Here is a 24,691-nt window from a genome sequence, read left to right as displayed (position 1 = left end):
ACGGAGCGGGGCTGAGCCGACAGCGACGGGCGGCCGTAGGCTGACCCCGCCGTGTCCTCCTCCTCGCCTGCCCGCCGCGTCCTCCTCGCCGTCGACGCGCCGTCGCTGCTCCACCGCAACCACCACGCGCGGGCGTACACGGACCTGCGTGACCGGGGCGGGCGGCCGGCCTGGGCGCTTCACGGGATGCTGCGGCAGATCCTGGAGGCGCTGGACCGGTTCGCGCCCGACGCCCTGGTCTTCGGCCTCGACGACCGCGGCTCCTCGGTGCGCGAGGAGCGCTACCCGGCGTACAAGGCGGGGCGGGCACCCAAGGACGCGCTGCTCGTGGAGCAGCTCGAGCGGTGCAAGGCGTTCCTCGACGCGCTCGGTCTGCACGCGGTCCAGCCGGACGGCCTCGAGGCCGACGACGTGAGCGCGTCGGCGGCGACCTGGGCCGGTCGCCACGGATGGGACTGCGTCATCGTGACCTCGGACCGCGACACCTTCGCGCACATCAGCGACCACACGAAGGTGCTGCGGCTCATCAGCGGCGGCATCCACGGCTCGCCACTGCTGGACCCGGCACGGCTGCGGACCATGTACGGCGTCCCGCCCGAGCACTACCTCGACTTCGCGGCGCTGCGCGGGGACGCCAGCGACAACCTGCCCGGAGTGCGCGGGATCGGCGAGAAGTCCGCCGCGCTGCTGCTCGCGGAAGTCGGGCCGATGGAGGCCGTGTGGGCCGACGTCGAGCACTGCGAGGGGGCGTCCGTCGTGGCCGCGCTGGACTCGTGGGCCGAGGAGACCGGCAACCGCCGCACCGGCCGCACCCTCGTGGGACATCTGCGGCTGCCGGGAGCGCGCGAGCAGTTCGAGTTCAACCGGTCCATGATGGCCGGCCACACCGACGTCGACCTCGGCCTGCGCCCCGACGAGCCGGGCTCCCCCGGCCTTCTGCCCCTCGAGCCCGTCCGGGTGCGGACCAGCGTCGGCCACCTCGGGGTGCCGGCCACCACCGAGCTCGCCCTCCGCGTCCTCACCGAGCCGCCCGCGTCCCGCGACGGGCGGCAGGAGCACCAGGCCCACAGGCAGGGGTGACCAGCCGACACCGTGTCGGACTTCCGCTTGACGTGTTCGAACATGTGTTCGATGCTTGAGGGATGCCGCCCGCCACCTTCGCCGCCCTCGACCCGGGTCGCCCGGTGGTCGAGCAGCTGCGCGAGCGGGTGGCCGCGATGGAGCGCAAGCCTGCCGCCGAGCCGGTCGCCACCCTGCCCGGGATCGCGAGCCTGGTGTCCCTGCACGCGGGAGCGACGTACGGCGTCGACTCCGCCTCGCTCGGCCTCGCGCTGGCCGCCGGGGCGTCGCAGGCCGGGGAGTGGGTCGGGTTCGCCGGCTGCCCCGACTTCGGCGCCGAGGCCGCCGCCGAGCTGGGGATCGAGCTGTCGCGCACCGTGTTGGTGCCCGACCCGGGCGAGCACTGGCTCGAGGTGACGGCCGCGCTGGTCGACGTGCTCCGGGTCGTCGTCCTGCGCCCACCGGCGTCGGTCAGCGCACGCTCCGCGAGCGTCCTGGACTCCCGCCTCCGCACCCGCTCCGCCGTCCTCGTGGTCCACGGCCACTGGCCACGGGTCGACGCACGGCTCACCACCGAGCAGTCGACCTGGATCGGACCGGGGCACGGCTCCGGACACCTGGAGCAGCGCCGAGCCCGTGTCGTGGTGCATCGGGGCACGCGCCCCACACAGCACGTGGACCTGACCTGGCCGGGGGTGCGTCGCCTCGACCGTCCGGTGGTCGAGAGACTCCGGGCCTCGGGATGAGTCGGGATGAGGCAGGAATGAGTCGGGGGACGAGCCCCGGATGAGGGTGATGGTCGTCTGGTGCCCCGACTGGTCGGTGGTCGCCGCGCTCGAGGAGGCCGGGGCGTCGCCGCGCTCCCCTGCCGCCGTGCTGCACGCCAACGTCGTCGAGGTCTGCAACGGCCCGGCCCGCTCCGAGGGCGTGCGGCGCGGCCACCGCCGCCGCGACGCCCAGGCCCGGTGCCCGGAGCTGGTGCTGCTGCCGGCCAACCCCGACCGGGACGCGCGTGCCTTCGAGCCGGTCCTGGCCACCGTCGAGGACCTGCGCCCGGGGGTGGCCGCGCTCCGACCGGGGCTGCTCGCCGTACGGGCGCCCGGGAGCTGGTACGGCAGCGAGACCCACGCCGCCGCGACCGTCAGCCAGGCCCTGGTCGAGAGTGGCGTCTGGGACGTGCGCATCGGCATCGCCGACGACCTCTTCACCGCCGAGCAGGCCGCGCGCACCGCCGACTCGCAGGCGTGGGTGGTCGTGCCCGAGGGCAGCTCGGCCACGTTCCTGCGCGAACGACCCGTCCACGTCCTGGCCGACGACGGGCCCCGCGGCCGAGAGCTGGTCGGCCTCCTCGAACGCCTCGGGCTCCACTCGCTCGGCGACCTCGCCGACCTGCCGGCCGAGGCGGTCGAGCACCGGCTGGGCGCCTACGGTGCCGTCGTACGGCGACGGGCCCGCGGCGAGGACCGCGCGCTGTTCAACGCCCGCACGCCCCCGCCCGAGCTCGAGGCCCAGGTGTCCTTCGAGCCCGCGCTGGACTCCGTCGAGGCCATCACCTTCAGCGTGCGCACCACCGCCGAGCGGTTCGTCGCCCAGCTGGCCCATCGCCAGCTCGTCGCCACCGGGGTGCGCGTCGAGGCCGAGTCCGACGGCGTGGTCTGCTCCTCGCGGTCCTGGCTGCACCCGCGTCACTTCGGTGCCCGCGACCTCGTGGACCGGGTGCACTGGCAGCTGCAGTCGGCGGACGTCGGCGGCTCCCTGCGCGCCCGCAAGGAGTCCGGCTCGGTGCGCGCCCCGATCGAGCTCGTCCGGTTCGTGCCCGAGGTGGTCGAGTCGGCCGCCGCCCACGGCGAGGCGTTGTGGGGCAGCGCGTCCGACGACCTGGTCGAGCGGGGCGTGGCCCGGGTGCAGGGCATGGTCGGCTTCGACGCCGTCCTCCGCCCCGTGGTCCAGGGCGGTCGCAGCCCGGCGGTGCGCCAGGCGCTGGTGCCGTGGGGCGAGCGCGCGGTCGACCTGCGTCCGCTCGACCGGCCCTGGCCGGGTCGGGTGCCCGGACCGGCCCCGGTCCGGGTGTTCGCCACTCCCCCGGCCGCCGAGGTCGTCGACGACGCCGGCCAGGAGGTGTGCGTCACCGAGCGCGGCGTCGTGACCGGGGAGCCCCGGCGCTTCCGCGTCGACGGCGCCGCCTTCCCGTGGCAACCGGTGACCGCCTGGGCCGGCCCGTGGCCGACCGACGAGGGCTGGTGGTCCGGAGGCGCCGGCCGGTCGGCCCGCTTCCAGGTCGTCGGCGCCGACGGCCGCGCCTGGCTGCTGCTGCGCCACCCCGCGGGCTGGTCCCTGGAGGCGGCGTATGACTGAGGGTCTCGACACACCTCCTCGCTGCGCTCGTCGGCTGCTCGACCACCGGGATCACGCTCCTCGCTGCGCTCGTCGGCTGCTCGACCACCGGGATCACGCTCGTCGGCTGCTCGACCACCGGGATGACGCTCCTCGCTGCGCTCGTCGGCTGCTCGACCACCGGGGAGGGGCGCGCTGATGGGGTGGAACAACCCCACCATGAAGTGGGCCGAGCTCGAGAGACGGCTCAGCGGGCTGCCCGGGGCCGACGACGCCCCGGTGTCGCGTCGCAAGCACGCCGCGACCTCGGCACGGTCCATCGAGCGACCCGCCCAGGTCACGCCGTACGCCGAGCTGCACTGCCACAGCCACTTCAGCTTCCTCGACGGGGCCAGCTCGCCGGCCGAGCTCGTCGAGGAGGCGGTCCGGCTCGGGCTCACCGCGCTGGCGATCACCGACCACGACGGCTTCTACGGCGCCCCGATGCTGGCCGAGGCGGCAGCGGCGTACGACCTGCCCACGGTCTTCGGCGCCGAGCTGTCCCTGGGTCTCAGCGGGCCGCAGAACGGCGTGCCGGACCCCGAGGGCAGCCACCTGCTGGTGCTGGCCCGCGGGGTCGAGGGCTACCACCGGCTCGCCGCGGCGATGACCGACGCCCACCTGCGCGGCGATGAGAAGGGGCGCCCGGTCTACCACCTGGACGAGCTGGCCGAGCGCGGGCGCGACCACTGGGTGGTGCTGACCGGCTGCCGCAAGGGTGCGGTCCGGCAGGCGCTCGCGAACGGTGGCGAGCGCGCGGCGTCCGAGGCGCTCGACCGCCTGACGTCGCTGTTCGGGCTCGGGAATGTCGTCGTGGAGCTGTCGCCGCGCCCCGGCGAGGACACCACCAACGCCGCGCTGGCGCGGCTGGCGGGCGTCCACGGTCTCGACCTGGTCGCGACCGGCAACGTCCACCACGCCACCCCGCAGAAGCACCGGCTGGCCTCGGCGATGGCGGCCGTGCGGTCGCGGCGCAGCCTCGCGGAGCTCGACGGCTGGCTCGACCTCTCCGGCTCGGCCCACCTGCGCAGCGGGGCGGAGACGGCCGCCGCGTTGGCGGCGTACCCCGGCGCGGTCGCTTGCAGCGCGAGCCTGGCCACGGAGCTGGCCTTCGACCTGCGCAAGGCCTCGCCCGCCCTGCCCAAGCAGCAGATCCCGGAAGGGCACAGCGCCGACTCGTGGCTGCGCGTGCTCGCGGAGCGGGGCTTCGCCGAGCGCTACGCCGGCGTCCCCCACGAGCAGGAGGCGCGCGAGCGGCTCGAGCACGAGCTGGGGGTCGTCGCCGAGAAGGACTTCGCGGGCTACTTCGTGATCGTCCACGACATCGTCGCCTTCGCCCGCCAGCGCGGCATCCTGTGCCAGGGCCGTGGCTCCGCGGCGAGCTCGGCGGTCTGCTACGCCCTCGGCATCACCGCGGTCGACGCCGTCTTCTACCGGCTGCCGTTCGAGCGCTTCATCTCCGCGCACCGCGACGAGGAGCCCGACATCGACGTCGACTTCGACTCCGACCGCCGCGAGGAGGTCATCCAGTGGGTCTACGACACCTACGGGCGTCGCAACGCCGCCCAGGTGGCGAACGTCATCGCCTACCGACCGCGGATGGCGGTGCGCGACGCCGCCAAGGCGTTGGGCTTCTCCCCCGGCCAGCAGGACGCCTGGTCCAAGCAGATCGACGGCTGGAAGTCCGTGGTGGCCGGCGACCAGGGCGACCCGGCGGCCCACGACGTGCCGGCCCCGGTCGTGGCGCTCGCCGAGGAGCTGATGGGCGCGCCGCGCCACCTCGGCATCCACTCCGGCGGGATGGTCCTCACCGAGCGGCCCATCGGCGAGGTCTGTCCCATCGAGCGCGCCCGGATGGACAAGCGGACCGTGCTGCAGTGGGACAAGGACGCCTGCGAGTCGATGGGCCTGGTCAAGTTCGACCTGCTGGGGCTGGGGATGCTCGGCGCGCTCGACCACATGATGCGGCTCGTCGCCGGGCACCTCGGGGAGCGCTGGGACCTCGCGACGATGCCGAAGGAGGAGCCGGCGGTCTACGACATGCTGTGCCGCGCCGACTCGATCGGGGTGTTCCAGGTGGAGAGCCGCGCGCAGATCGGCACGCTGCCACGGCTGCGGCCGCGCGAGTTCTACGACCTCGCCATCGAGATCGCCCTCATCCGCCCCGGCCCGATCCAGGGCGGGGCGGTGCACCCCTACGTGCGGCGCGCGACCGGGCAGGAGGAGGTCACCTACGACCACCCCGAGCTGGTGCCGGTGCTCGAGCGGACCAAGGGGGTGCCGCTGTTCCAGGAGCAGCTGATGGCGATGGCCGTGACGTTGGGCGACTGCAGCCGCGACGACGCCGACCTGCTGCGCCGGGCGATGGGCTCCAAGCGCGGGGTGGAGCGCATCGAGTCGGTGAAGCAGAAGCTGTACGCCGGCATGGAGCGTCGCGGCATCACCGGCGACCTGGCCGACTCCATCTACGTGAAGATCCTGTCCTTCGCCAACTTCGGCTTCGCCGAGTCCCACGCCCTGTCCTTCGCGCTGCTCGTCTACGCGTCGTCGTGGTTCAAGCTGCACTACCCGGCCGCGTTCCTCGCCGGGCTGCTGCGCAACCAGCCCATGGGTTTCTACTCGCCGCAGTCGCTGGTGGGAGACGCCCGACGGCACGGGGTCGACGTACGGCGGCCGGACATCGACCGCTCCGCCGCGCAGGCCGACCTCGAGGCGACCGGCACCGAACCTGTCGCCACCACGGGGCTCGGCGGGTGCTGCCGGCCCCGGTTCGACCGGGTCGAATGGGTGCCCGGCACACCCGACCCGGTGCCGGCCCACCGACGCGACGGCGCGCTCGCCGTACGGCTCGGCCTCGACTCGGTGCGCGGCATCGGGGCCGAGGTGGCGCAGCGGATCGTCGACGCGCGCACGGAGGCACCGTTCACCGGCGTCACCGACCTGTCGCGTCGCGCCGACCTGACCTCCGCCCAGCTCGAGGCGCTGGCGACCGCGGGTGCGTTCGACGGGTGGGGGCTCGACCGGCGCGAGGCGCTCTGGCAGGCCGGGTTCGCCGAGAGCGCCCACCACCTGCCCGGCACCACGCCGGCCCCCGCGGCCCCCGCTCTCCCGGGCATGAGCGAGGCCGAGATCACCCTGGCCGACCTCTGGGCCACCGGTGTCTCGCCCGAGCGACACCCCGTCGAGCACCTGAGGCAGCAGCTGCGCAGCGCCGGGGTCCGCTCCATCGCCGAGCTCGAGAGCACCGAGTCGGGGCGGCGCGTGCACGTCGGCGGTCTGGTCACCCACCGGCAGCGACCGGGGACGGCCATGGGGGTCACCTTCCTCAACCTCGAGGACGAGACCGGCATGCTCAACGTCGTGTGCTCCATCGGCGTGATGAAGGCGCACCGGCAAGCCGCCCGCAATCGGGTCGCGGTCGTCGTGCGCGGTCGGCTCGAGCGCAACGAGGGCGTCACCAACCTCGTCGCCGACCGGGTCGAGCCGATCGACGTCGTCGTGGCGGGCGCCGGCGCCGTCCTCCAGGCGCGGGCGTCGTCGCGCGACTTCCGCTGAGGGGCGGATCGCCCGCCCGCCGGCGGCGGGACGTCGGATCGTGTGCTCCGGGAGCCACCTGGTGGCTCGACGTGCACACGATCCCGAAGGAGGGCGGGATCACACCTCAGCGGTCGTGACGGGCTCGGTCGCCCCGGCACAATGGGGGCATGTCACGCATCTCGATCGTCACCGGACTGGCCCTCATCGCTCTCGGGGTGCTGGTCACCGTCGCGTCCGACTCGAACTCGGTCACCTCCCTGATCCCGGCGTTCATCGGGGCGGTCTACCTGGTCCTCGGGATCGCCGGCACGGCCAGGCCCGCGGTCAACCACCACCTCATGCACGCCGCCGCGGCCCTGTCGCTGCTGGCGATCCTCGGCAGCCTCGGCTCGCTGATCGGCCGCGGCTCCGAGGGCTGGGCCGCCGTCGCCCAGGTCGGCACCGTGGTCGTCGCCGGCGTGTTCCTGGCGCTGGCCGTCCGTTCCTTCCGCACCGCACGACGCAACCGCGAGGCTGCCGCCGTCACCGTCTGACCGTCACCCCCGGCACGGGCGCACCCGCGGGGAGTGCCCGGGAACCGGCCCGGGTCAGAGGGGGCGGATGCGGCCGCTCGCCTCGGCGGGCGGGTCGACGAGGAACGCCCGGGCCCGGGCCGCGACGTCGTCGGGCATCGGCGCCGACGAGCCGCCGCGCACGTGCACGCCGAGGACCTCCTCGGTGGCGCGCAGCCGGCCGTCGACCCACAGCTCGTGCCAGATCCACAGCAGCTTGGGCGCCACCCCGATGACCGACGACCGGACCTCGAGGCCGCTGCCAGCGGGCACCTCCTCGAGGTAGCGCACGTGCGCCTCGACGGTGTAGAGCGAGGCGTCCTGGGCCGCGCGGTAGTCCGGTCCGAGCCCCACCGCATCCATCACGGCGTCGGTGGCGTGGCCGAGCACCAGCACGTAGTAGGCCTCCGACAGGTGTCCGTTGTAGTCGACCCAGGCGTCCTGGACCGGCTCGCGCCACACCACGGGTGCCACCGTCGTCACGCCCGGCCCAGCGCCCGCAGCACCGCGATCACACCGCGGTCGCGCTCCGCCACCAGGTCGTCGATCGTGCGCCCGCCCGCCTCCCGCTCGCAGCCGTCGACCACGGCGTCGCGCAGCTCGCGCGTGAGCTCGGGCGCCTCGAGACGCGTCCACGGCGACAGCAGCGACGGGCCGAAGTGGTCGAGCATGTGCGCCATCCCGCCCTGTCCCCCGGCCAGGTGGAAGGTGAGCAGCGGCCCCATCAGCGGCCAGCGCAGGCCGGGACCGTCGGTGATCGACAGGTCGATCTGCTCGACGGTCGCCTCCCCCGCCGCCACCATGTGCAGCGCCTCGCGCCACAGCGCCTCCTGGAGCCGGTTGGCGATGAAGCCCGGCACCTCGCGGTCCATCTGGATGACCGACTTGCCGGCGAGGCGGAAGAAGTCGGCCGTCCACGTCACCGCGTCGGCGTCGGTGAGCTCGCCGCCCACGACCTCGACCAGCGGGATGAGGTACGGCGGGTTGAAGGGGTGCCCGACCACCGTGCGACCCGGCTGCGCGCAGTCGACCTGCATCTCCGTCATGGCGTAGCCCGACGTCGAGGACGAGATCACCACGTCGGCCGGGGTGGCGGCGTCGAGCTCCTTGAGCAGACGGCGCTTGAGCGCGAGGTCCTCCGGGGCGGACTCCTGCACCAGGTCGGCCTGCGCACAGGCCGTGGCCAGGTCGGGCTCGAAGGAGAGGTGCGCCCGGTCGGCGCCGTCGGCCAGGCCGAGCTCGCTCAGGGCGGGCCAGGCCGCGTCGACGAGGTGCCGCAGCCGGTCCTCCGCCGCGGGATCGGGGTCCCAGGCGACGACGCGGTAGCCCCGCGCCAGGAACCAGGCCACCCACCCGCCGCCGATGACGCCGGCGCCGGCGCAGACGACGGTGCGGACGTCCTCGGGAGCCGGTCGCACCTCAGCCCCGCGGCTTCAGCCGGAGGATCTCGCGGGCCTGGTCCGGCGTCGCGACCGAGGCCCCCATCGCCTCGATGATGGTGCGCGCCTGCTCGACCAGCTGCGCGTTCGTGGCCTTGACCCCCTTGCGGAGGTAGAGGTTGTCCTCGAGCCCGACGCGCACGTGCCCGCCCAGCAGGATCGACTGGGCCACCCACGGCATCTGCATCGCCCCGAGGGCGAACGACGCCCAGACCGCCCCCTCGGGCAGCTGGTTGACCATGGCGGCGAGGGTCGCCGCGTCGGCGGGGGCGCCGTACGGGATGCCCATGCAGAGCTGGAACATCGCGGGGGCGTCCACCAACCCCTCCGCGACGAGCTCGCGGGCGAACCACAGGTGCCCGGTGTCGAAGATCTCCATCTCGACGCGTACGCCGAGCTCCTGGATGCGTTTGGCGCCCTCGCGCAACATGTCGGGCGTGCTGACGTAGACCAGGCTGCCCTCACCGAAGTTGAGGCTGCCGCAGTCGAGGGTGCAGATGTCGGGCAGCAGCTCCTCCACGTGCGCCAGCCGCTCGACACCGCTGACGAGGTCGGTGCCCTCGACGAAGGACGTCGGGTGGTGCGGGTCGAGCACGAGGTCGCCGCCCATGCCGGCGGTGGTGTTGACCACCACGTCGACGTCGGAGTCCCGGATCCGCTCGACGACCTCGCGGTAGAGCGCCACGTCACGCGAGCCCTGGCCCGTCTCGGGGTCGCGCACGTGGATGTGCACGATGGCGGCCCCCGCCCGCGCGGCGGCGATGCCGGACTCGGCGATCTGCTCGGGGGTGACCGGCACGTGCTCCGAGCGGGACGTGGTGTCCCCGGCTCCGGTCAGGGCACAGGTGATGATGACGTTGCGGTTCACGGGCGCGTCACTCCTTCGACGGGATCGTCGTGCGGGTCGAGGGCGTCCAGCAGCTGCTGGAGCCCGAGGTAGCTGAGGTCACGGAAGTGGCGGTCCGCCCACGGGTCGCCGTACGGCCACTGCGAGGTCTTGACGACGACCGCACCGGTGCCGCGGTCCACCGCGACCAGCTGGCCGCGGCTGCCGTCGGCGGCCACGCGCCGCCCGTCGTCGTCGAGCGGCCACCAGTGGCGTCCGAAGCCGACGTGGCCGCAGATGCTGCTGGGCAGCCGCCCCGGCGCGGTGAAGGCGTACGCCGGTCGGGCCGCGTCCGCGGTCCAGGCGGGGTCGTGGAGGGCCTGGTCGTCGGCACCGGCCGGGCGGCCGGTGGCCGCCAGCCGCCCGATCCGGGCCCAGTCGCGGGCGGTGGCGGCCAGGGCTCCGCCGGCGAGCGCCACCCCGTGGCCGTCGACCCCCACGACCGCGTCGTCCTCGCACCCCAGGTCGGCCCACAGCGACGTCAGGTCCTCGACGAAGGTGCGGCCGGTGGCCCGCTCGCGCGCCCAGTCGAGCACCTGGGAGTCGGCGGTGCAGTAGGACCACCGAGTGCCGGGAACCACCCCGGGGCGCACCCGCCCGAGGAGGGCGCGTGAGTCGCCACCCTCGGCGAAGCAGGTGAGCAGCGTCGAGGCGAGCGAGTCGGGGTCGCGGTGGTCCTCGACCCAGTCGACCCCGGTCGTCATGGTCAGCACGTCGAGCACGCGGGTCCCGTCGTAGCCGCTGCCGGCCAGCTCGGGCACGAGGGCGCGGACCTCGTCCTCCACGCGCAGCTCCCCCGCCGTCACGGCCCGCCCGACCAGGTGGGCGAGCACGGACTTGGTCATCGACGCCCCGAGGAAGCACGTCCGTGGTCCGAGGCCGGGGGCGTACCACTCGTGCGCGACGGCCCCGCCGTCGAGGACGAGCAGCGACGTCGTCCAGGTCTCCTCGAGCCACGCGTCGAGCGTCCACGTGGTCCCCGCCCCGGCGATCTCGAGGGCGGTGGCAGGGGCGAGCGAGGGTCCCGGAGCGCTCGGCAGGGCACGGGCGCGCGACGCCGGCACGACGACGTGGCGCCAGTCGGCGTCCCCCTGCGGGTCGGTGAACCGCAGGCGGGACAGCAGCGGGCCCGGGGGCGAGGCCGGCACGGTCCCCTCAGTCGATCCGGGGGCTGTTGCTCAGCAACGTGCGGGTGTACTCCTCACGCGGGTTGTCCATGACGTCGACCACCGGGCCCGACTCGACGATCCTGCCGTGCTGGAGGATCTCGACCCGCGCCGCGATCGAGCGCACCAGGGCCAGGTTGTGGGTCACGAACAGCAGGCTGATCCCGCGCTGCAGGCGCAGGCCCTCGAGGAGGGCCACGATCGAGCCCTGGACGGACACGTCGAGCGCCGAGGTGATCTCGTCGCAGACCATGACGTCCGGCTCGGCGGCCAGTGCCCGGGCGATCGCGACGCGCTGGCGCTCTCCGCCGGAGAGCCGGCTCGCCTGGTAGCGCAGCATCGTCGGCCCCAGCGCCACCTGGTCGAGCAGGTCGACGACGCGGTCGGTGGCTTCCTTGCCGGAGGCGATGCCGAACAGCTCCATCGGCCGCTTGACGATCTGCTCGATGGTCAGGCGCGGGTTCAACGAGAGGTACGGGTTCTGGAAGATGTACTGCACCCGCTTGCGGTCGAGCGCGCTGCGACGGCGGGCGCCCTTCGCCAGCGGCTCGCCGTCGAGGCAGATCGACCCGGTCCAGTCCTTGTGCAGGCCGCCGACCGAGCGCGAGATCGTGGTCTTGCCGCTGCCGGACTCCCCCACCAGCGCGACCACCTCGGCCTTGGCGAGGTCGAAGCTGACGTCGTGCACGACATGGCCGCGGCCGTAGAAGACGTCGAGGTTCTCGATCGACAGGATGATCTCGCGCGCCTTGTCCGGGTCGGCGTCGGGCACCGTGCCGCGGGAGATGTCCCAGCGACCGATGTCCTGCACCCGGATGCACCGCACGTCGTGGTCGGTGCCCACCGTCGCCAGCTGCGGCACCTCGCTGCGGCAGGCGTCGACGGCGAAGGAGCAGCGGTCGTGGAAGCGGCAGCCACCCGGGCGGGCTCCCGGCGCCGGGGTGCGGCCGGGGATCCCGGTCAGCGCCCGTGCCTGGCTCAGGTGCGGGATGGAGTCCAGCAGGGCACGCGTGTAGGGGTGCTTCGGGTCGGCGAAGACCGCGTCCCTCGGTCCGAGCTCGACGATCTGTCCGGCGTACATCACCGCCACCCGGTCGGCGATATTGGCGACCACCGCGAGGTCGTGGGTGACGTAGAGCGCGCTGACGCCGTGGGCGCGGCACAGCTCGGCCATGGTGGCGAGCACCATCGCCTGCGTGGTCACGTCGAGGCCGGTGGTCGGCTCGTCGAGCACCAGCACCTTGGGCTTCGGCAGGAAGGCCATGGCCAGGGCGACGCGCTGCACCTGACCGCCGGACAGCTGGTGGGCGTAGCGACGCAGGAACGCGTCGTCGTTCGGCAGGCCCACCTCGGCCAGGCCTTCGCGCGCGGCCTTGAGCCGGGACTCGGAGGTGCCGATGCCGCGCAGCTCGAGCAGCTCGACGATCTGCTTGCCGATGCGGATGCTCGGGTTGAGCGCGGAGGCCGGGTCCTGGGGGACGTAGGCGATCTCCTGCCCGCGCACCTGCCGCATCTCGCGCCAGTGCATGGACAGCACGTCACGCTCGGCCAGCATCACCCGGCCGGCCGCGATCGTCGCCCCGGCGCGGGAGTAGCCCAGCAGCGACGTGCCGACCGTCGTCTTGCCGGAGCCGGACTCGCCGACCAGGCCGACGACCTCGCCGGGTCGCAGCACCAGGTCGATGTCGTCGACCACGTCGACGTCGCGGCCCGTGAGGACGACGCCGAGGTCCTCGACGACGAGCCCGCCGGTCGGCGTGCCCGCGGGGACGGCCCCGTGCTCGGTGGCGGTCATCAGGAGTCCCCTCGCTGGGCGACCTGGGCGATGCCGTCGGCCATCAGGTTGGTGCCGATGGCGAAGATCGCGATGACGAGCACCGGGGCCAGGACCGCCCAGGGCTGGGTGGCCAGCCCCAACCGGTTCTCCTGGATCATCTGGCCCCAGTTGGCGGCGCCGGGGTCGGTGGAGAAGCCGAGGAAGCCGAGCGAGCCGACCAGGCCGATCGAGTAGGTGAGCCGGAGCCCGCCCTCGGCGAGCAGCGGGGCGTTCATGTTCGGCAGCACCTCGGCGAGGATCACGCGTGTCCGCTTCTCGCCCAGTGCCTCGGCGGCGATCACGAAGTCGCGGCCGACGATGCCGAGCGCGACGCCGCGGGCCAGCCGCGCGACACGGGGTGCGTGGGAGATGCCGACGAGGGCGATGAGGATCCAGGCGGACGGCTGGGTGATCGCCGTGAGCACGACCAGCGCCAGCAGGATCTGGGGGAAGGAGAGCACGACGTCGTTGAGACGCATGATCACCTCGTCCCACCACCCGCCGGCGTACGCCGCGACGATGCCGACCGCGATGCCCAGCACCATGCCGAGGACGGTGCCGCCCACGGCGATGAGGAGGATCTCCTGCCCCCCGTGCATGACGCGCGACAGCACGTCCTGACCGAGGTAGTCGGTGCCGAGGAAGCCGTCCTTGCCGTAGGGCGGGCCGGCCGTCTCGTTCTCGCCGAAGGGTGCCAGGGAGGGCGCGACGACCACGAAGGCCACCAGCAGCAGGGTGATCCCCAGGCCGACGGTGAAGCGCTTCTGGCGCAGGGCCTTGCGGAACGTCGACGGCTCCGCGGGTGCTGCTTCCGGTGCACTCATGACGAGATCGCCGTCCTCGCTCGGGGGGTCAGCAGGATGGACAGCAGGTCGGCGACCAGGTTCACCACGACGTAGACGCCGGCGATGATCATGCTCAGCGCCTGGACCACGGCGACGTCGTGGTTGCGCACCGCGTCGACGAGCTGGAGCCCCACCCCGGGGTAGGAGAACAGCGTCTCGACGATCACGACGCCGCCGGCCAGGAAGGCCAGCTGCAGCGCGACGACCTGGATGCCCGGCACGATCGCGTTGAGGAGCGCGTGCTTGCGGATCACAACCTTCTCGGGGATGCCCTTGAGCCGGGCGAGCTCGACGTAGTCGCTGTCGATGACCTCGAGCAGGGACGCGCGGACGATGCGCGACACGTACGGCGTCACCCACAGCACCAGCGTCAACGTCGGCAGGACCATGACGTCGGGGTTGTCCCACGGGCTCCCGGTCGGCGAGGTGATCGTCACCGCCGGCAGCACGGTGAGCACCGAGGTCGCCAGCAGCGCGATGAGCAGCACGCCGATGACGAACTCGGGCAGTCCGGCCATCGCCAGCAGCACGGTCTGGATGACGGTGTCGGGTCGACGGCGCCGGTAGTGGGCGGAGACCATCGCGAGGCCGAAGGCGAGCGGGATCATCACCACCGCGGACAGCAGCACGAGGACCGCGGAGTTGACGACGCTGTCCGAGATCAGCTCGCCGACGGGCTGGCCGCTGGCCAGGGAGACGCCCGGGTCGCCGGTCAGCAGCCCGCCGAGCCAGTCGAAGTAGCGCGAGACGACGTTCGCGTCGGTGTTGAGCAGCTGCTCGAGCTCGGCCACCCGGCCCGGGTTGGAGTTGTAGTCGCGTCCGAGGATCGCCCGCACCGGGTCACCCAGGGTGGCGGTGGCGAGGAACACCAGGACGGACACGAGCCAGAGGGTCAGCAGGGCGAGGAGCAACCGCCGGCCGATCCACATCGCCCACGCGGCCGCCCCGTGGCGGCCCTTCGGCGGGGTGACCCTCGCGAGAGGATCCGGCAAGGCTGTCGCGACATCAGTCATCTCCGGGTTCCCCTCCCGGCCCTACTGGACCGAGACGTTCTGGAACTTGTAGGAGCCGAGCGGGAGGTACTTGCTCTCCTCGATGCCCTGGACGCCCTGGGCGTAGCCGTCGACCTGCTGACGGAAGCCCCAGACGATGAGACCGCCCTCCTCGTACTCGATCTCCTGGGCCTGCTGGAGCAGCTCGGTGCGCTTGGCCTCGTCGAGCTCCTTCGCCGCGGCGTTGACGAGGTTGCGGTGCTCCTCGTTGTCCCAGTGGGTCTCGTTGTAGGTGCCGCCCTGGTCCGGGGGGAACGTGCCGACGACGGCCTGCGGGATGTAGTTGCGCGTGTTCCAGAAGTCCTGGGCGAAGGCGTAGGACAGGTAGTCGTCGTCGTAGAACGGCGTCTTCTTGGTGACCTTGACCTCGACGCCGGCCGCCTTGGCCTGCTCGGCGAAGAGGTTGGCCGCCGCGGGAGCGACGGAGCCGATGTCGTCGCCGGTGAAGAGCTCCACCTGGAGGCCCTCGGCACCCGCCGAGGCGAGCAGCGACTTGGCCTGGTCGATGTCCTGCTCGCGCTGGGGCAGGTCGCTCGCGTAGGCCGTGTCGAAGGGGGCGTAGAGGTCGTTGCCCAGCGAGCCGTAGCCGCTCAGCGTCTGGTCGATCATCTGCTGACGGTCCACGATCAGACGCATCGCCTGGCGGACGCGGACGTCGTCGAACGGCGCGACGTCGACGCGCATCGTGAAGGGCACCCAGGCACCGGTGTCGGAGACCAGCACGCCGCCGCCCGCGCCCTTGATCGTCTCGATGAGGTTGTAGGGCAGGTTGTCGACGGTCTGGATCTGACCGGCCTGCAGCGCGTTGACCTTGGCGCTGTCGTTGGCGAAGTCCTGGATCTGCAGCTCGTCGACGAAGGCCGGGTCGCCCCAGTAGTCGGCGTACTTGGTGAAGGTGCTGGTCTTGCCGGGGTCGAACGACTTGAAGGCGAAGGCGCCGGTGCCGACCGGGTTCTTGATGTCGAAGTCGGTGGGGATGATGCCGAGCGTGTACTCCGCGAGGAGCGAGTCGAGGATCGCGTACGGCGTGTTCAGCACGAGCTTCAACGTGGTCTCGTCGACGACCTTGGTGGCGTCGAAGTCGATGATCTGCGACAGCTGACCACCCGCCGAGAGCGGCGCCTTCGGGTCGGCCACACGCTGGATGCTGAACCAGGCGTCCTCGGCCGTCACGGTCTTGCCGTTGTGGAAGGTGACGCCCGAACGCATCTTGATCGTCCACTCGGTGGCGTCCTTGGAGCCCTCGATCGACTCGGCGAGCGCCGGCTCGAGCTCATAATTGTTGTTCCAGAAGAAAAGCGGCTCGTAGAGGTTGCTCACACGGGCGATGTCCGGGTTCGTCACGGGCGCGTGCGGGTCGAGCGTGTCCTTGCTGCCACCGCCGGTCGCGCCGTGGATCAGCAGGCCCCCGCTGCCCTGCGGGCCACCGCTCCCCCCGGAGCCGCTGCCTCCACCGCTGTCACCCCCGCACGCCGCGAGGAAGCTGCTGCCGGCGACGGCTGCGGCGCTGATGCCGGAGTAGCGGAGAAGCTCTCGGCGGGACATCTGCCAGGTGCGGCGCTCGTTCTGGTTCACGTCGTGACTCCCCTGTTGCGCAATGCGAACGGCCGGTGGATATTTGCAACTTAGAGGGCGGGGAAGAGACGGTCAACGACTGAAGGGCCCGGGTTTTCCGATGTCGGCATCACAGCTGAGGCCAGCGGCTGCGGGTGTGCAGTCGGTGGTGCGCGCCGCGGCACTGCTGCGCGCGGTGGCGGCGGCCACCGGTCCCGACGGCACGGCGACCGCCCTGGGCGAGGCCGTCGGCCTCAACCGCACCACCTCGTGGCGCCTGCTCACCACGCTCGAGCAGGAGGACCTGGTGCGCCGCGACGAGGCCCGCGGGACCTACGTGCTCGGGCCTGCCCTGCTGGCCCTCGCCGACCAGGCCTCCGGCACCGCGCTCGCGGAGAAGTCCCGCGAGGTGCTGCGTGACCTCGCGGCGCAGGCGCAGGAGACGGCCGCGCTCGCGGTCGTCCGCGACGGCACGCTCACCTACGTGGCCGAGGCCCCGGCAGGAGGCGTGGTCGCCGCGGGCTGGCTCGGCCAGGAGGTCTCCCTCCACGCCACCTCGACCGGCAAGGTGCTGCTCGCCTTCTCCCCCGACGAGGAGCGTCGCGCGCTCCTGGGCCTGCCCCCCGACCAGCCCCTGCCCCGGCACACGCCGACCACGATCACGTCGTACGCCGCGCTCGAGGACGAGCTGGCGCAGGTGCGGGCCCACGGGTACGCCGTGTGCCGCGGCGAGTTCGAGAGCTCCGCCTGGGGCGTCTCCGCGCCGGTCCTGGACCTGGTGGGCCGGCCGGTGGCCGTGGTCAGTCTCTGGGGCCCGGGCGAGCGGCTGACCCCGGACCGCTTCGAGTCGCTGGGACGGCTCGCCCTCTCCGGCGCGGCGGAGGTCGCCCGGCGTCGCGCGGGGGCCCATCATGAGGCGACGGGCAACCCGGGCGGCGCGCCCGCGGTCCCCGCGAGCCCAGGAGGTCCCACCCGGTGAGTGCACGTGACAGGCAGCCTGGGAGCGGTCGCGATCGCACCCGCCTGCCGCTCGAGGTCGACACGACGGCCCGTCCGATCCGTCCGGTCGAGGCCGTCACCGGCTCGCCCAACGTGGTCGTGGTGCTCATCGACGACATGGGCTTCGGTGCCTCGTCGACGTACGGCGGGCCGTGCGAGATGCCGACGGCCGAGCGGCTGGCCGGCGAGGGGCTGCGCTACAGCCGCTTCCACGTCACGCCGCTGTGCTCGCCGACCCGGCAGGCGCTCATGACCGGACGCAACCACCACTCCGTCGGCATGGGCGTCACCAGCGAGATGTCGACGCCCGAGCCCGGCTACCACGGCTACCGCCCGGCGAGCGCCGCCACGATCGCCCAGATCCTCAGCGGCAACGGCTACTGCACGGCCGCGATCGGCAAGTGGCACCAGACCCCGCCGGTGGAGGTGAGCCCCTCAGGCCCCTTCCCCCGCTGGCCGATGGGCGAGGGCTTCGACTACTTCTACGGCTTCATGGGCGCCGAGATGAACCACTGGTACCCGCAGCTCTACCAGGGCCGCTACGCGGTCGAGCCGGACCGGCTCCCCGAGGACGGCTACCACCTCACCGAGGACCTCGTCGACCACGCCATCTCCTGGATCGAGAACCAGCAGGCGATCACCCCGGACCGCCCCTTCTTCACCTACGTCGCGCTCGGCGCGACGCACGCGCCCTTCCACGTCGCCCCCGAGTGGCGTGAGAAGTACGCCGGGCGCTTCGACGACGGCTGGGACGCGCAGCGCGAGCGCACCCTGGCCCGGCAGAAGGAGCTCGGCCTGCTCCCCGAGTCCACCGAGCTGGCGCCGTGGGCCGAGGGGGTGCCGCACTGGGACGAGCTCGACGAGACCGAGAAGCGGGTGGGCGCGCGCTTCATGGAGACCTACGCCGGCTTCGCCGAGCACGCCGACGTGCAGATCGGCCGCCTGGTCGACGCGCTGGAGCACCTCGAGGTGCTCGACGACACCCTGATCTTCTACCTGCTCGGCGACAACGGCGCCTCCGGCGAGGGCGGTCCGCGCGGCACCTTCCGCGAGCACCTCGTCGGTCACGGGATCCAGGACGAGACCGCCGACATGGCCGCCCGCCTGGACGCCCTGGGCGACCCCACGACGTACGGGATCTATCCGGCGGGGTGGGCGCTGGCCATGAACACGCCGTACCCGTGGACCAAGCAGGTCGCGCACCTCGGTGGCACCCGCGACGGGATGATCGTGCGGTGGGGCAACGGCATCGCCGCCCGCGGCGAGGTCCGGCACCAGTGGCACCACGTCATCGACGTGCTGCCGACCATCCTCGAGGCGACCGGGCTCGAGGTGCCCGAGACGTTCGGCGGGGTCACCCAGCAGCCGGTCGAGGGCACGAGCCTGCACTACACCTTCGACGACGCCGAGGCGCCGGACCGCCACACCACGCAGTACTTCGAGATGATCGGCAACCGCGGCGTCCACCACGAGGGCTGGACCGCGGTCACGCGTCACGGTGTCCCGTGGGAGATGGTCGGCGGTGGGCGCGTGCCGTTCGACGAGGACGTCTGGGAGCTCTACGAGCACGCCGCCGACTGGAGCCAGGCCCGCGACGTCGCCGCCGAGCACCCGGAGAAGCTGAAGGAGCTGCAGGACATCTTCCTGCGGGAGGCCGAGCGCTTCCACGTCCTCCCCCTCGACGACCGCGTCACCGAGCGTGAGAACCCCGAGGTCGCCGGCCGGCTCGACCTGCACCTCGGACGCTCGTCGCTGTCGTTCGGCCCCCGCGTCGGGCGTCTCACCGAGGAGACCGCGCCGAACGTCAAGAACCGCTCGCACGTCATCACCGCCGACCTCGAGCTGGTGACCGGCACGAGCGGGGTCGTGGTGGCCCAGGGCGGGCGCTTCGGCGGCTGGTCGCTCTACGTCGTCGGCGGCGTGCCGCACTACGCCTACAACTTCGTGGGTCGCGACCTCACCGTCGTGCGCGGCGGCAAGCCGATGCTGCCGGGACGCCACGACCTCGTGGTGCGCTTCGACTACGACGGCGGTCCTCCCGGCAGCGGGGCGGCCGTGTCGTTGGAGGTGGACGGCGCCATGGTGGGCACCGGCCGGATCCCGGCCACGACGGCCTACTACTTCTCCTTCGACGAGACCTTCAACGTCGGGGTCGACCGCGGCACCCCGGTGGTCGACGACTACCTGCCGGTGCGCAACCGCTACGAGGGCCTGATCCACCGGGTGCGCTTCGACCTCGACGAGGTGGCGGACCCCGGCACCCCCGAGGGCCGGGAGCGCGCGGTCCTGATCCACCAGTGAGCGGGTGCTGCACCCCGTCGGGGCCCGACGCCGCGGCCGCCCGGCCGGTCGCGGGTGCCGGCGTCCCCGCCGGTCCGGTCCGGCCGACGCGCCGCCCGCCGGACCCGTCGCTCGACCTCGTCGTGGTCGCCGGCGGGGTGACGCGCGTCGGCAGCGACGACCCCGATCACCCCGAGGAGTGGCCGGTGCGCGAGGTCACGGTGGCGCCGTACGCCATCGGTCGCTGCGCGGTCACCAACGCCGAGTTCGACGCCTTCGTGCGGGCCACCGGCCACCGGACGGACGCCGAGGCGTTCGGCACGTCCTTCGTCTTCGGCGGCCTGCTGCCCGACGACTTCCCGCCCACCCGGGGTGTCGCCGCGGCACCCTGGTGGCGTGAGGTCCGCGGCGCCGACTGGGCGCACCCGGAGGGCCCGCAGTCCGACGTGGGCGGGCGCCCGGACCACCCGGTCGTCCACGTGTCGCGTCGCGACGCCGAGGCGTACGCCGCGTGGCGGGGTGGGCGCCTGCCGAGCGAGGCCGAGTGGGAGCACGCGGCCCGGGGCGGCCTGGAGGGTGAGCCGTTCCCGTGGGGCTCCGAGCTCGAGCCGGACGGCACCCACCGGATGAACGTGTGGCAGGGGACCTTCCCGGGTCACGACATCGGCGCGGACGGGTGGCGCGGGACGTGCCCGGTCGACGCCTTCGCGCCCAACGGCCTCGGGCTGCACAACGCCTGCGGCAACGTCTGGGAGTGGTGCGCCGGAGCGTGGTCGGCCGGCGCCCCCGACGGGGTCAGCCGGGGCGGCTCCTACCTCTGCCACGCGTCGTACTGCCGTCGCTACCGCACCTCCGCCCGGCAGGCCCACTCCCCCGACTCGACGGCCGGGAACCTCGGCTTCCGCCTCGCCGCGGACCCGGCGCCATGAGCGGCGCCCCGACCATGCGGGCCGTCGTGTACGACGAGATCCGCGGCACGCCGTACGTCGACGAGGTGCCCGTCCCGCAGCCGCCGCCGGGAGGCGTGGTGGTGGCGGTCGAGGCGACCGGGCTGTGCCACAGCGACTGGCACGCGTGGGCCGGCCACGACGACGTCACGCTCCCCCACGTGCCCGGACACGAGCTGGCCGGCACCGTGCATGTCGTCGGCGAGGGCGTCCGCGGCTGGCGGGTGGGCGACCGGGTCACGTCCCCCTTCGTCGAGGGCTGCGGCGCCTGCTCGTGGTGTGCCGCCGGCCAGGCCCAGGTCTGCCCGGACCAGCAGCAGCCCGGTTTCAGCCACTGGGGATCCTTCGCCGAGCAGGTCGTGATCCACGCCGCCGACACCAACCTGGTCGCCCTGCCCGACGCCGTCGGCATGCACGCGGCCGCCGCGCTGGGGTGCCGCTACGCGACGGCCTACCGCGGTGTCGTGGACCGCGCCCGCCTGCAGCGCGGCGAGCGGGTGGTGGTCGTCGGGGTCGGCGGGGTCGGGCTGAGCGTGGTCCAGATCGCCACCGCCCGGGGAGCCACGGTGGTGGCCGTCGACCGCGACGAGGCGGCCCTGGAGCTGGCCCGGCACCACGGGGCGGCTCACGCGATCCCGGCCGACCCCGGCGTCGACGTCGCCGCGGCCGTCCACGAGGTCACGGACGGCGGCGCCCACGTGAGCGTCGACGCCGTGGGAAGCGAGCAGACGGCGACCGCCGCGATCACGTCGCTGCGCCGGTTGGGACGCCACGTCCAGATCGGGCTGCTCCCGGCGGCGACCGGGCGCCCGCGGCTGCCGATGGACCGCGTCATCGGTTGGGAGCTCAGCCTGCTGGGCAGCCACGGCATGGCCGCGGTCGACTACCCGGCGATGATGGCGCTGGTGGAGCGCGGCGTGCTGCGCCCGCAGGACCTCGTCAGGCGGGTCGTCGGGCTGCAGGAGGCAGCAGCCGCACTCCCCCGTCCGGACCGGAGCACCGCGGCAGGCATCACGCTCATCGACCCGCGGGATCCGTGATCGCTTCTCACTGTCGTCCCGGGATCGGGGCGCGCCAAGGTCGGCGTACGAGTCGTCCGACCCGAGGAGCTGACCATGACGACGCCCGACCTGCACGACACCGGCACGACCCCGACCCTCGCCCCGGACATGGAACGCCGGCTCCTGCGGACCGCCGGCTTCGGTGGGGTCGGCGCCGCCCTGGCCTGGATGGGCCAGCCGGTCCTGGTGACCCTGACCGCGGCCTCCGGAGCGCCCGACAGCCCTGCCTGGGCCGACATCGAGGCGTCGCGCTGGACGGGGGTGATCGAGGTGGTGATCTTCACGGCCATCGGCATCAGCACGCTCGTCTTCGTCCTGGCGACCTGGCAGCTCCTCCGGGCGCGTGCCGGGGCGGCCTCGGTCGCCCAGCAGGTGGGACTCGTGGGCGGGGTGGTGTCGGGGGTCGCCTGGCTCGTCGTCGCGTCCGAGTCGTTCCGTCTCTACACCTCGATCGGCGCCGGGTTGCCGGACCTGACCGACGATCCCGAGCTGCAGCGGCTGGCCCTCGAGGGGACCTTCCTCGACATCACCGGCGGCATCGTGCTCTTCGCCGTCGGCTTCACCCTGTGGACCGTGCTGCTCGTCACCACCGCGCGCCGCGCCGGGGTCGTGGGCCGACCGAGCGCCGTGGTGGCCGGACTGTCCCTGCTCGCCCCCGTGGCCGGGCTCGCGCAGCCGTTCAGCTCGCCGTGGTGGGCCGTGAGCTCCATGCTGTGCCTGCTGGTGCTCGGCTGCGCCTTCCTCGTGCGGTCCCGACGGTGACACCATCGACCTGTGCCTGAGCAGGACTGGTACGTGCGCGCCAGCGAGACGGTGTCACCCGCCGTCGCGCTGGGTGTCGCGCTCGTGGTCGCGGTCCACCAGCTGCGCGCGCCGCGCCCGGCCGCGAACCTCCTCGGGGCCCTCGCGGTCGTGCTGGTGCTGCTCGGCTTCGCCTACGTGCTCCCCCCGGCGAGCTGGTTCGCCACGTTCCCGCTCCTCGTGGCCGTCTTCCCGGACGGACGCTTCGTGCCCCGCTGGATGGTCGTCCCGGTGGTCGTGTCAGCCGTCCTCACCGCGGGCGACATCCGCAGCGGCGGGGCCTGGAGCGAGCTGCCGTGGTGGCCGACCTTCGCCACCGCGCAGACGGCGCTGCTGCTCGCCCAGGTGCACCGCTACCGGCGGCGCTCCACGACGGCAGAGAGGCAGGCGGTGCGCTGGGTCATCCTCGGCTCCCTGCTCACCGGTGCGGCCTTCGCGACCGTGCAGGTCGCCTTCGGCTCCATCGGGGTGGGCAGCGCCGGCGCGGTCGTCGGCGCCCACCTCGCCACGCTGCCGCTGGTGCTGTGCCTGGGCGGAGCCGTGCTCGCCCCGCGCCGCGTCGACGTGGACCGCGCCCTCTACGTCACCCTCGCGGCCCTCGTCGTGGTCCCCCTCCTCGCCCTCGTGTACGCCGTCCTCGGCGCGCTCCTCGGCGGGTGGGCCGGCGCCATCGGTGTGGGTGCGGCGTCGCCGCCAGTGGTCCTCGCCGGCCGGAGGATCGCTGACTGGGTGGTGTACCGGGGTCGACCTTCCGCCGACGCCGCTGTCTCCCGGCTGCTGGCCCGGCTCGCCGAACGTGCTGCCGACGAGTCGGTGCCCGGGATCGTCCTGGGCGCGGTGACCGACGCCCTCCGCCTCGACGGCGGCGGGATCCGGGGCGACTGGTTCGAGCCGGTCGGGTCGCCGGCCGGGTCCCGCGTGATGGAGGTCCCCGTCGACTACCGCGGCGCCCAGCTCGCGACCCTGACCGTGCCGCCCCGCCCCGGCGAGACGGCCCTGACCCGTCGGGACCTCGACGTCGTGGTCGCGCTCGCCCGGCACGCGGCGCCGGCGCTGCACGGCGACCGTGCCGCGATGGAGCTCGCCGAGTCCCGCCAGCGCGTGATCGCGGCGCGCGAGGAGGAGCGTCGCCGCCTCCGGCGTGACCTGCACGACGATCTCGGCCCCGCCCTCTCCGGGTTGTCGCTGTCGGCCGCCGCCCTCGCTCGCCGTACCGGACTGCCCGAGGCGGGCGAGATGCACGAGGACGTCAAGCGGCTGATGGTGCAGTCACGGGAGCTCGCCTACGGCCTGCGCCCACCGATCCTCGACGACCACGGGCTGGTCGCGGCGATCGTCGACCGCACGACTCAGCCCTCGGCCCCGGGCACCCCCGACCTCGACGTCCGCGTGCTCGCCCCCGACGAGCTCGACCTCCCGGCCGCCGTCGACCTGGCCGCGCTGGCCATCGTGGGCGAGGCCGTCAGCAACGCCCGCCGGCACGCACGGGCGCGCTGCGTCGACGTCGAGATCACCCTCGACGACCGAGCCCTCCACGTCGTGGTCCAGGACGACGGGACCGGGCTCCCTCCCGCCACCCGAGCGGGCGTCGGCATGCACTCCATCGCAGAGCGTGCGGCCGAGGTCGGCGGCGAGGCACGCTACGACGGCGCAGCCCGCGGCACCCGCCTGGTCGTCGTCCTCCCCCTGGAGCTGCCGTGAGCCGCGTCGTGGTCGTCGATGACCATCCCGTCTTCCGCCGAGGGGTCAGCGCCCTGCTGCGCGCCGAGGGCCACGAGGTCGCCGGCGAGGCCGCCGACGGCGAGGAGGCCATCGCGGTCGTCGCCGCCGAGAGGCCCGACGCCGTGCTCATGGACCTGTCGATGCCCCTCACCGACGGGTTCGCCGCGACGGCACACATCTGCGCGGCGTACCCCGACACCCGGGTCCTGGTCATCACGCTGTTCGACGACGAGGCCTCGGTCGTCCGCGCCCTCGAGGCCGGGGCCAGTGGCTACGTGTCCAAGCAGGCGGACCCGGAGCAGATCATCGGTGCGCTCGACGCTGTCCTGACCGGTGCCCTCTGGCTCGGGGCCGGGGTGAGCAGACCGCCGATGCGAGCCGCGCCCAGCACCGCACCAACCGTGCTGGATGCCCTCACCCGTCGCGAGCAGGACGTCGCCGACCTGGTCGGACGCGGGCTGAGCAACGGTCAGATCGCGGCGCGGTTGTGCCTGTCACGCAAGACCGTGGCCAACTACGTCAGCACGGTGCTGCTCAAGCTCGGTGCGGCCACGCGCGACGAGGCGGCCCGAGAGGTCCGGCGGCTGAGCGGCGCGTGAGCCC

General features: G+C 73.5%; 20 protein-coding genes. 12 read left to right on the top strand and 8 right to left on the bottom strand.

Annotated elements, in window-relative coordinates:
• Positions 1–51 precede the first annotated feature (51 nt).
• The 5 genes from G7072_RS06255 to G7072_RS06235 all read left to right on the top strand — a co-directional run bounded on the left by G7072_RS06255 (position 52) and on the right by G7072_RS06235 (position 7,502).
• On the top strand, positions 52–1,080 hold the full coding sequence (locus G7072_RS06255; protein ID WP_166084754.1) for a 5'-3' exonuclease H3TH domain-containing protein: 1,029 nt from the start codon (positions 52–54) through the stop codon (positions 1,078–1,080).
• Between the two features lie 62 nt (positions 1,081–1,142).
• Complete coding sequence (locus G7072_RS06250) at positions 1,143–1,805, top strand: hypothetical protein (protein ID WP_166084752.1); 663 nt, start codon at positions 1,143–1,145, stop codon at positions 1,803–1,805.
• A gap of 40 nt (positions 1,806–1,845) precedes the next feature.
• The gene (locus tag G7072_RS06245) at positions 1,846–3,414 is read left to right on the top strand and encodes a DNA polymerase Y family protein (protein ID WP_166084751.1); all 1,569 of its coding nucleotides are present in this window, start codon (positions 1,846–1,848) and stop codon (positions 3,412–3,414) included.
• Positions 3,415–3,591: 177 nt separating this feature from the next.
• Positions 3,592–6,987 carry an error-prone DNA polymerase gene (locus G7072_RS06240; protein ID WP_166084750.1) on the top strand — a complete coding sequence of 1,132 codons (3,396 nt, stop codon included), beginning with the start codon at positions 3,592–3,594 and terminating at the stop codon, positions 6,985–6,987.
• A gap of 149 nt (positions 6,988–7,136) precedes the next feature.
• Positions 7,137–7,502: a hypothetical protein gene (locus G7072_RS06235; protein ID WP_166084749.1), complete on the top strand. Its 366-nt coding sequence runs from the start codon at positions 7,137–7,139 to the stop codon at positions 7,500–7,502.
• Between the two features lie 54 nt (positions 7,503–7,556).
• Here G7072_RS06235 and G7072_RS06230 read toward each other — a convergent pair whose 3' ends face one another.
• The 8 genes from G7072_RS06230 to G7072_RS06195 all read right to left on the bottom strand — a co-directional run bounded on the left by G7072_RS06230 (position 7,557) and on the right by G7072_RS06195 (position 16,299).
• The gene (locus tag G7072_RS06230) at positions 7,557–8,003 is read right to left on the bottom strand and encodes a thioesterase family protein (RefSeq protein ID WP_166084748.1); all 447 of its coding nucleotides are present in this window, start codon (positions 8,001–8,003) and stop codon (positions 7,557–7,559) included.
• The gene (locus G7072_RS06225) at positions 8,000–8,938 is read right to left on the bottom strand and encodes a 3-hydroxyacyl-CoA dehydrogenase NAD-binding domain-containing protein (protein ID WP_166084747.1); all 939 of its coding nucleotides are present in this window, start codon (positions 8,936–8,938) and stop codon (positions 8,000–8,002) included. The genes G7072_RS06230 and G7072_RS06225 overlap by 4 nt, the downstream gene beginning before the upstream one ends.
• A gap of 1 nt (position 8,939) precedes the next feature.
• Positions 8,940–9,827: a 3-keto-5-aminohexanoate cleavage protein gene (locus G7072_RS06220; RefSeq protein WP_166084746.1), complete on the bottom strand. Its 888-nt coding sequence runs from the start codon at positions 9,825–9,827 to the stop codon at positions 8,940–8,942.
• A complete protein-coding gene (locus tag G7072_RS06215; RefSeq protein ID WP_166084745.1) occupies positions 9,824–10,993 on the bottom strand; it encodes a serine hydrolase in 1,170 nt (389 codons plus the stop codon). The genes G7072_RS06220 and G7072_RS06215 overlap by 4 nt, the downstream gene beginning before the upstream one ends.
• A 7-nt stretch (positions 10,994–11,000) precedes the next feature.
• On the bottom strand, positions 11,001–12,806 hold the full coding sequence (locus tag G7072_RS06210) for an ABC transporter ATP-binding protein (RefSeq protein ID WP_166084744.1): 1,806 nt from the start codon (positions 12,804–12,806) through the stop codon (positions 11,001–11,003).
• Positions 12,806–13,651 carry an ABC transporter permease gene (locus tag G7072_RS06205; protein WP_166084742.1) on the bottom strand — a complete coding sequence of 282 codons (846 nt, stop codon included), beginning with the start codon at positions 13,649–13,651 and terminating at the stop codon, positions 12,806–12,808. The genes G7072_RS06210 and G7072_RS06205 overlap by 1 nt, the downstream gene beginning before the upstream one ends.
• Entirely contained in the window at positions 13,648–14,553 is a 906-nt protein-coding gene (locus tag G7072_RS06200) for an ABC transporter permease (protein ID WP_240917171.1), read from the bottom strand. Before G7072_RS06200 ends, G7072_RS06205 begins: the two co-directional genes overlap by 4 nt.
• 153 nt (positions 14,554–14,706) lie before the next feature.
• Positions 14,707–16,299 carry an ABC transporter substrate-binding protein gene (locus G7072_RS06195; RefSeq protein ID WP_206063303.1) on the bottom strand — a complete coding sequence of 531 codons (1,593 nt, stop codon included), beginning with the start codon at positions 16,297–16,299 and terminating at the stop codon, positions 14,707–14,709.
• A 100-nt stretch (positions 16,300–16,399) separates the two neighbouring features.
• On the opposite strand from G7072_RS06195, the gene G7072_RS06190 reads away from it, so the two are divergent.
• From G7072_RS06190 to G7072_RS06160, 7 genes are all read left to right on the top strand, one after another.
• Entirely contained in the window at positions 16,400–17,257 is an 858-nt protein-coding gene (locus G7072_RS06190) for an IclR family transcriptional regulator (protein WP_166084739.1), read from the top strand.
• Positions 17,254–19,578 (top strand): arylsulfatase, encoded by a 2,325-nt coding sequence (locus G7072_RS06185; protein ID WP_206063302.1) that lies wholly within the window; start codon positions 17,254–17,256, stop codon positions 19,576–19,578. Before G7072_RS06190 ends, G7072_RS06185 begins: the two co-directional genes overlap by 4 nt.
• Positions 19,575–20,486 carry a formylglycine-generating enzyme family protein gene (locus G7072_RS06180; RefSeq protein WP_166084737.1) on the top strand — a complete coding sequence of 304 codons (912 nt, stop codon included), beginning with the start codon at positions 19,575–19,577 and terminating at the stop codon, positions 20,484–20,486. The genes G7072_RS06185 and G7072_RS06180 overlap by 4 nt, the downstream gene beginning before the upstream one ends.
• Positions 20,483–21,544 (top strand): alcohol dehydrogenase catalytic domain-containing protein, encoded by a 1,062-nt coding sequence (locus G7072_RS06175; RefSeq protein ID WP_240917170.1) that lies wholly within the window; start codon positions 20,483–20,485, stop codon positions 21,542–21,544. The genes G7072_RS06180 and G7072_RS06175 overlap by 4 nt, the downstream gene beginning before the upstream one ends.
• Positions 21,545–21,619: 75 nt before the next feature.
• The gene (locus G7072_RS06170) at positions 21,620–22,327 is read left to right on the top strand and encodes a hypothetical protein (RefSeq protein ID WP_166084736.1); all 708 of its coding nucleotides are present in this window, start codon (positions 21,620–21,622) and stop codon (positions 22,325–22,327) included.
• A gap of 12 nt (positions 22,328–22,339) precedes the next feature.
• Complete coding sequence (locus G7072_RS06165) at positions 22,340–24,067, top strand: ATP-binding protein (RefSeq protein WP_166084735.1); 1,728 nt, start codon at positions 22,340–22,342, stop codon at positions 24,065–24,067.
• Entirely contained in the window at positions 24,064–24,687 is a 624-nt protein-coding gene (locus G7072_RS06160) for a response regulator transcription factor (protein ID WP_166084734.1), read from the top strand. The genes G7072_RS06165 and G7072_RS06160 overlap by 4 nt, the downstream gene beginning before the upstream one ends.
• The last annotated feature ends 4 nt before the right edge of the window (positions 24,688–24,691 follow it).

The organism is Nocardioides sp. HDW12B, from assembly GCF_011299595.1.
Lineage (GTDB): Bacteria > Actinomycetota > Actinomycetes > Propionibacteriales > Nocardioidaceae > Marmoricola_A.
The sequence above is the reverse complement of the archived record's forward strand: the minus strand, read 5'-3'. Positions and strand labels throughout refer to the sequence as shown.

Excerpts from the sequence above, each read along its gene's own strand:
- G7072_RS06240 (WP_166084750.1), top strand. The coding sequence starts at position 3,592 with ATGGGGTGGAACAACCCCACCATGAAGTGGGCCGAGCTCGAGAGACGG.
- G7072_RS06170 (WP_166084736.1), top strand. The coding sequence starts at position 21,620 with ATGACGACGCCCGACCTGCACGACACCGGCACGACCCCGACCCTCGCC.
- G7072_RS06190 (WP_166084739.1), top strand. The coding sequence starts at position 16,400 with ATGTCGGCATCACAGCTGAGGCCAGCGGCTGCGGGTGTGCAGTCGGTG.
- G7072_RS06205 (WP_166084742.1), bottom strand. The coding sequence starts at position 13,651 with ATGAGTGCACCGGAAGCAGCACCCGCGGAGCCGTCGACGTTCCGCAAG.
- G7072_RS06250 (WP_166084752.1), top strand. The coding sequence starts at position 1,143 with ATGCCGCCCGCCACCTTCGCCGCCCTCGACCCGGGTCGCCCGGTGGTC.
- G7072_RS06235 (WP_166084749.1), top strand. The coding sequence starts at position 7,137 with ATGTCACGCATCTCGATCGTCACCGGACTGGCCCTCATCGCTCTCGGG.
- G7072_RS06245 (WP_166084751.1), top strand. The coding sequence starts at position 1,846 with ATGAGGGTGATGGTCGTCTGGTGCCCCGACTGGTCGGTGGTCGCCGCG.
- G7072_RS06175 (WP_240917170.1), top strand. The coding sequence starts at position 20,483 with ATGAGCGGCGCCCCGACCATGCGGGCCGTCGTGTACGACGAGATCCGC.
- G7072_RS06210 (WP_166084744.1), bottom strand. The coding sequence starts at position 12,806 with ATGACCGCCACCGAGCACGGGGCCGTCCCCGCGGGCACGCCGACCGGC.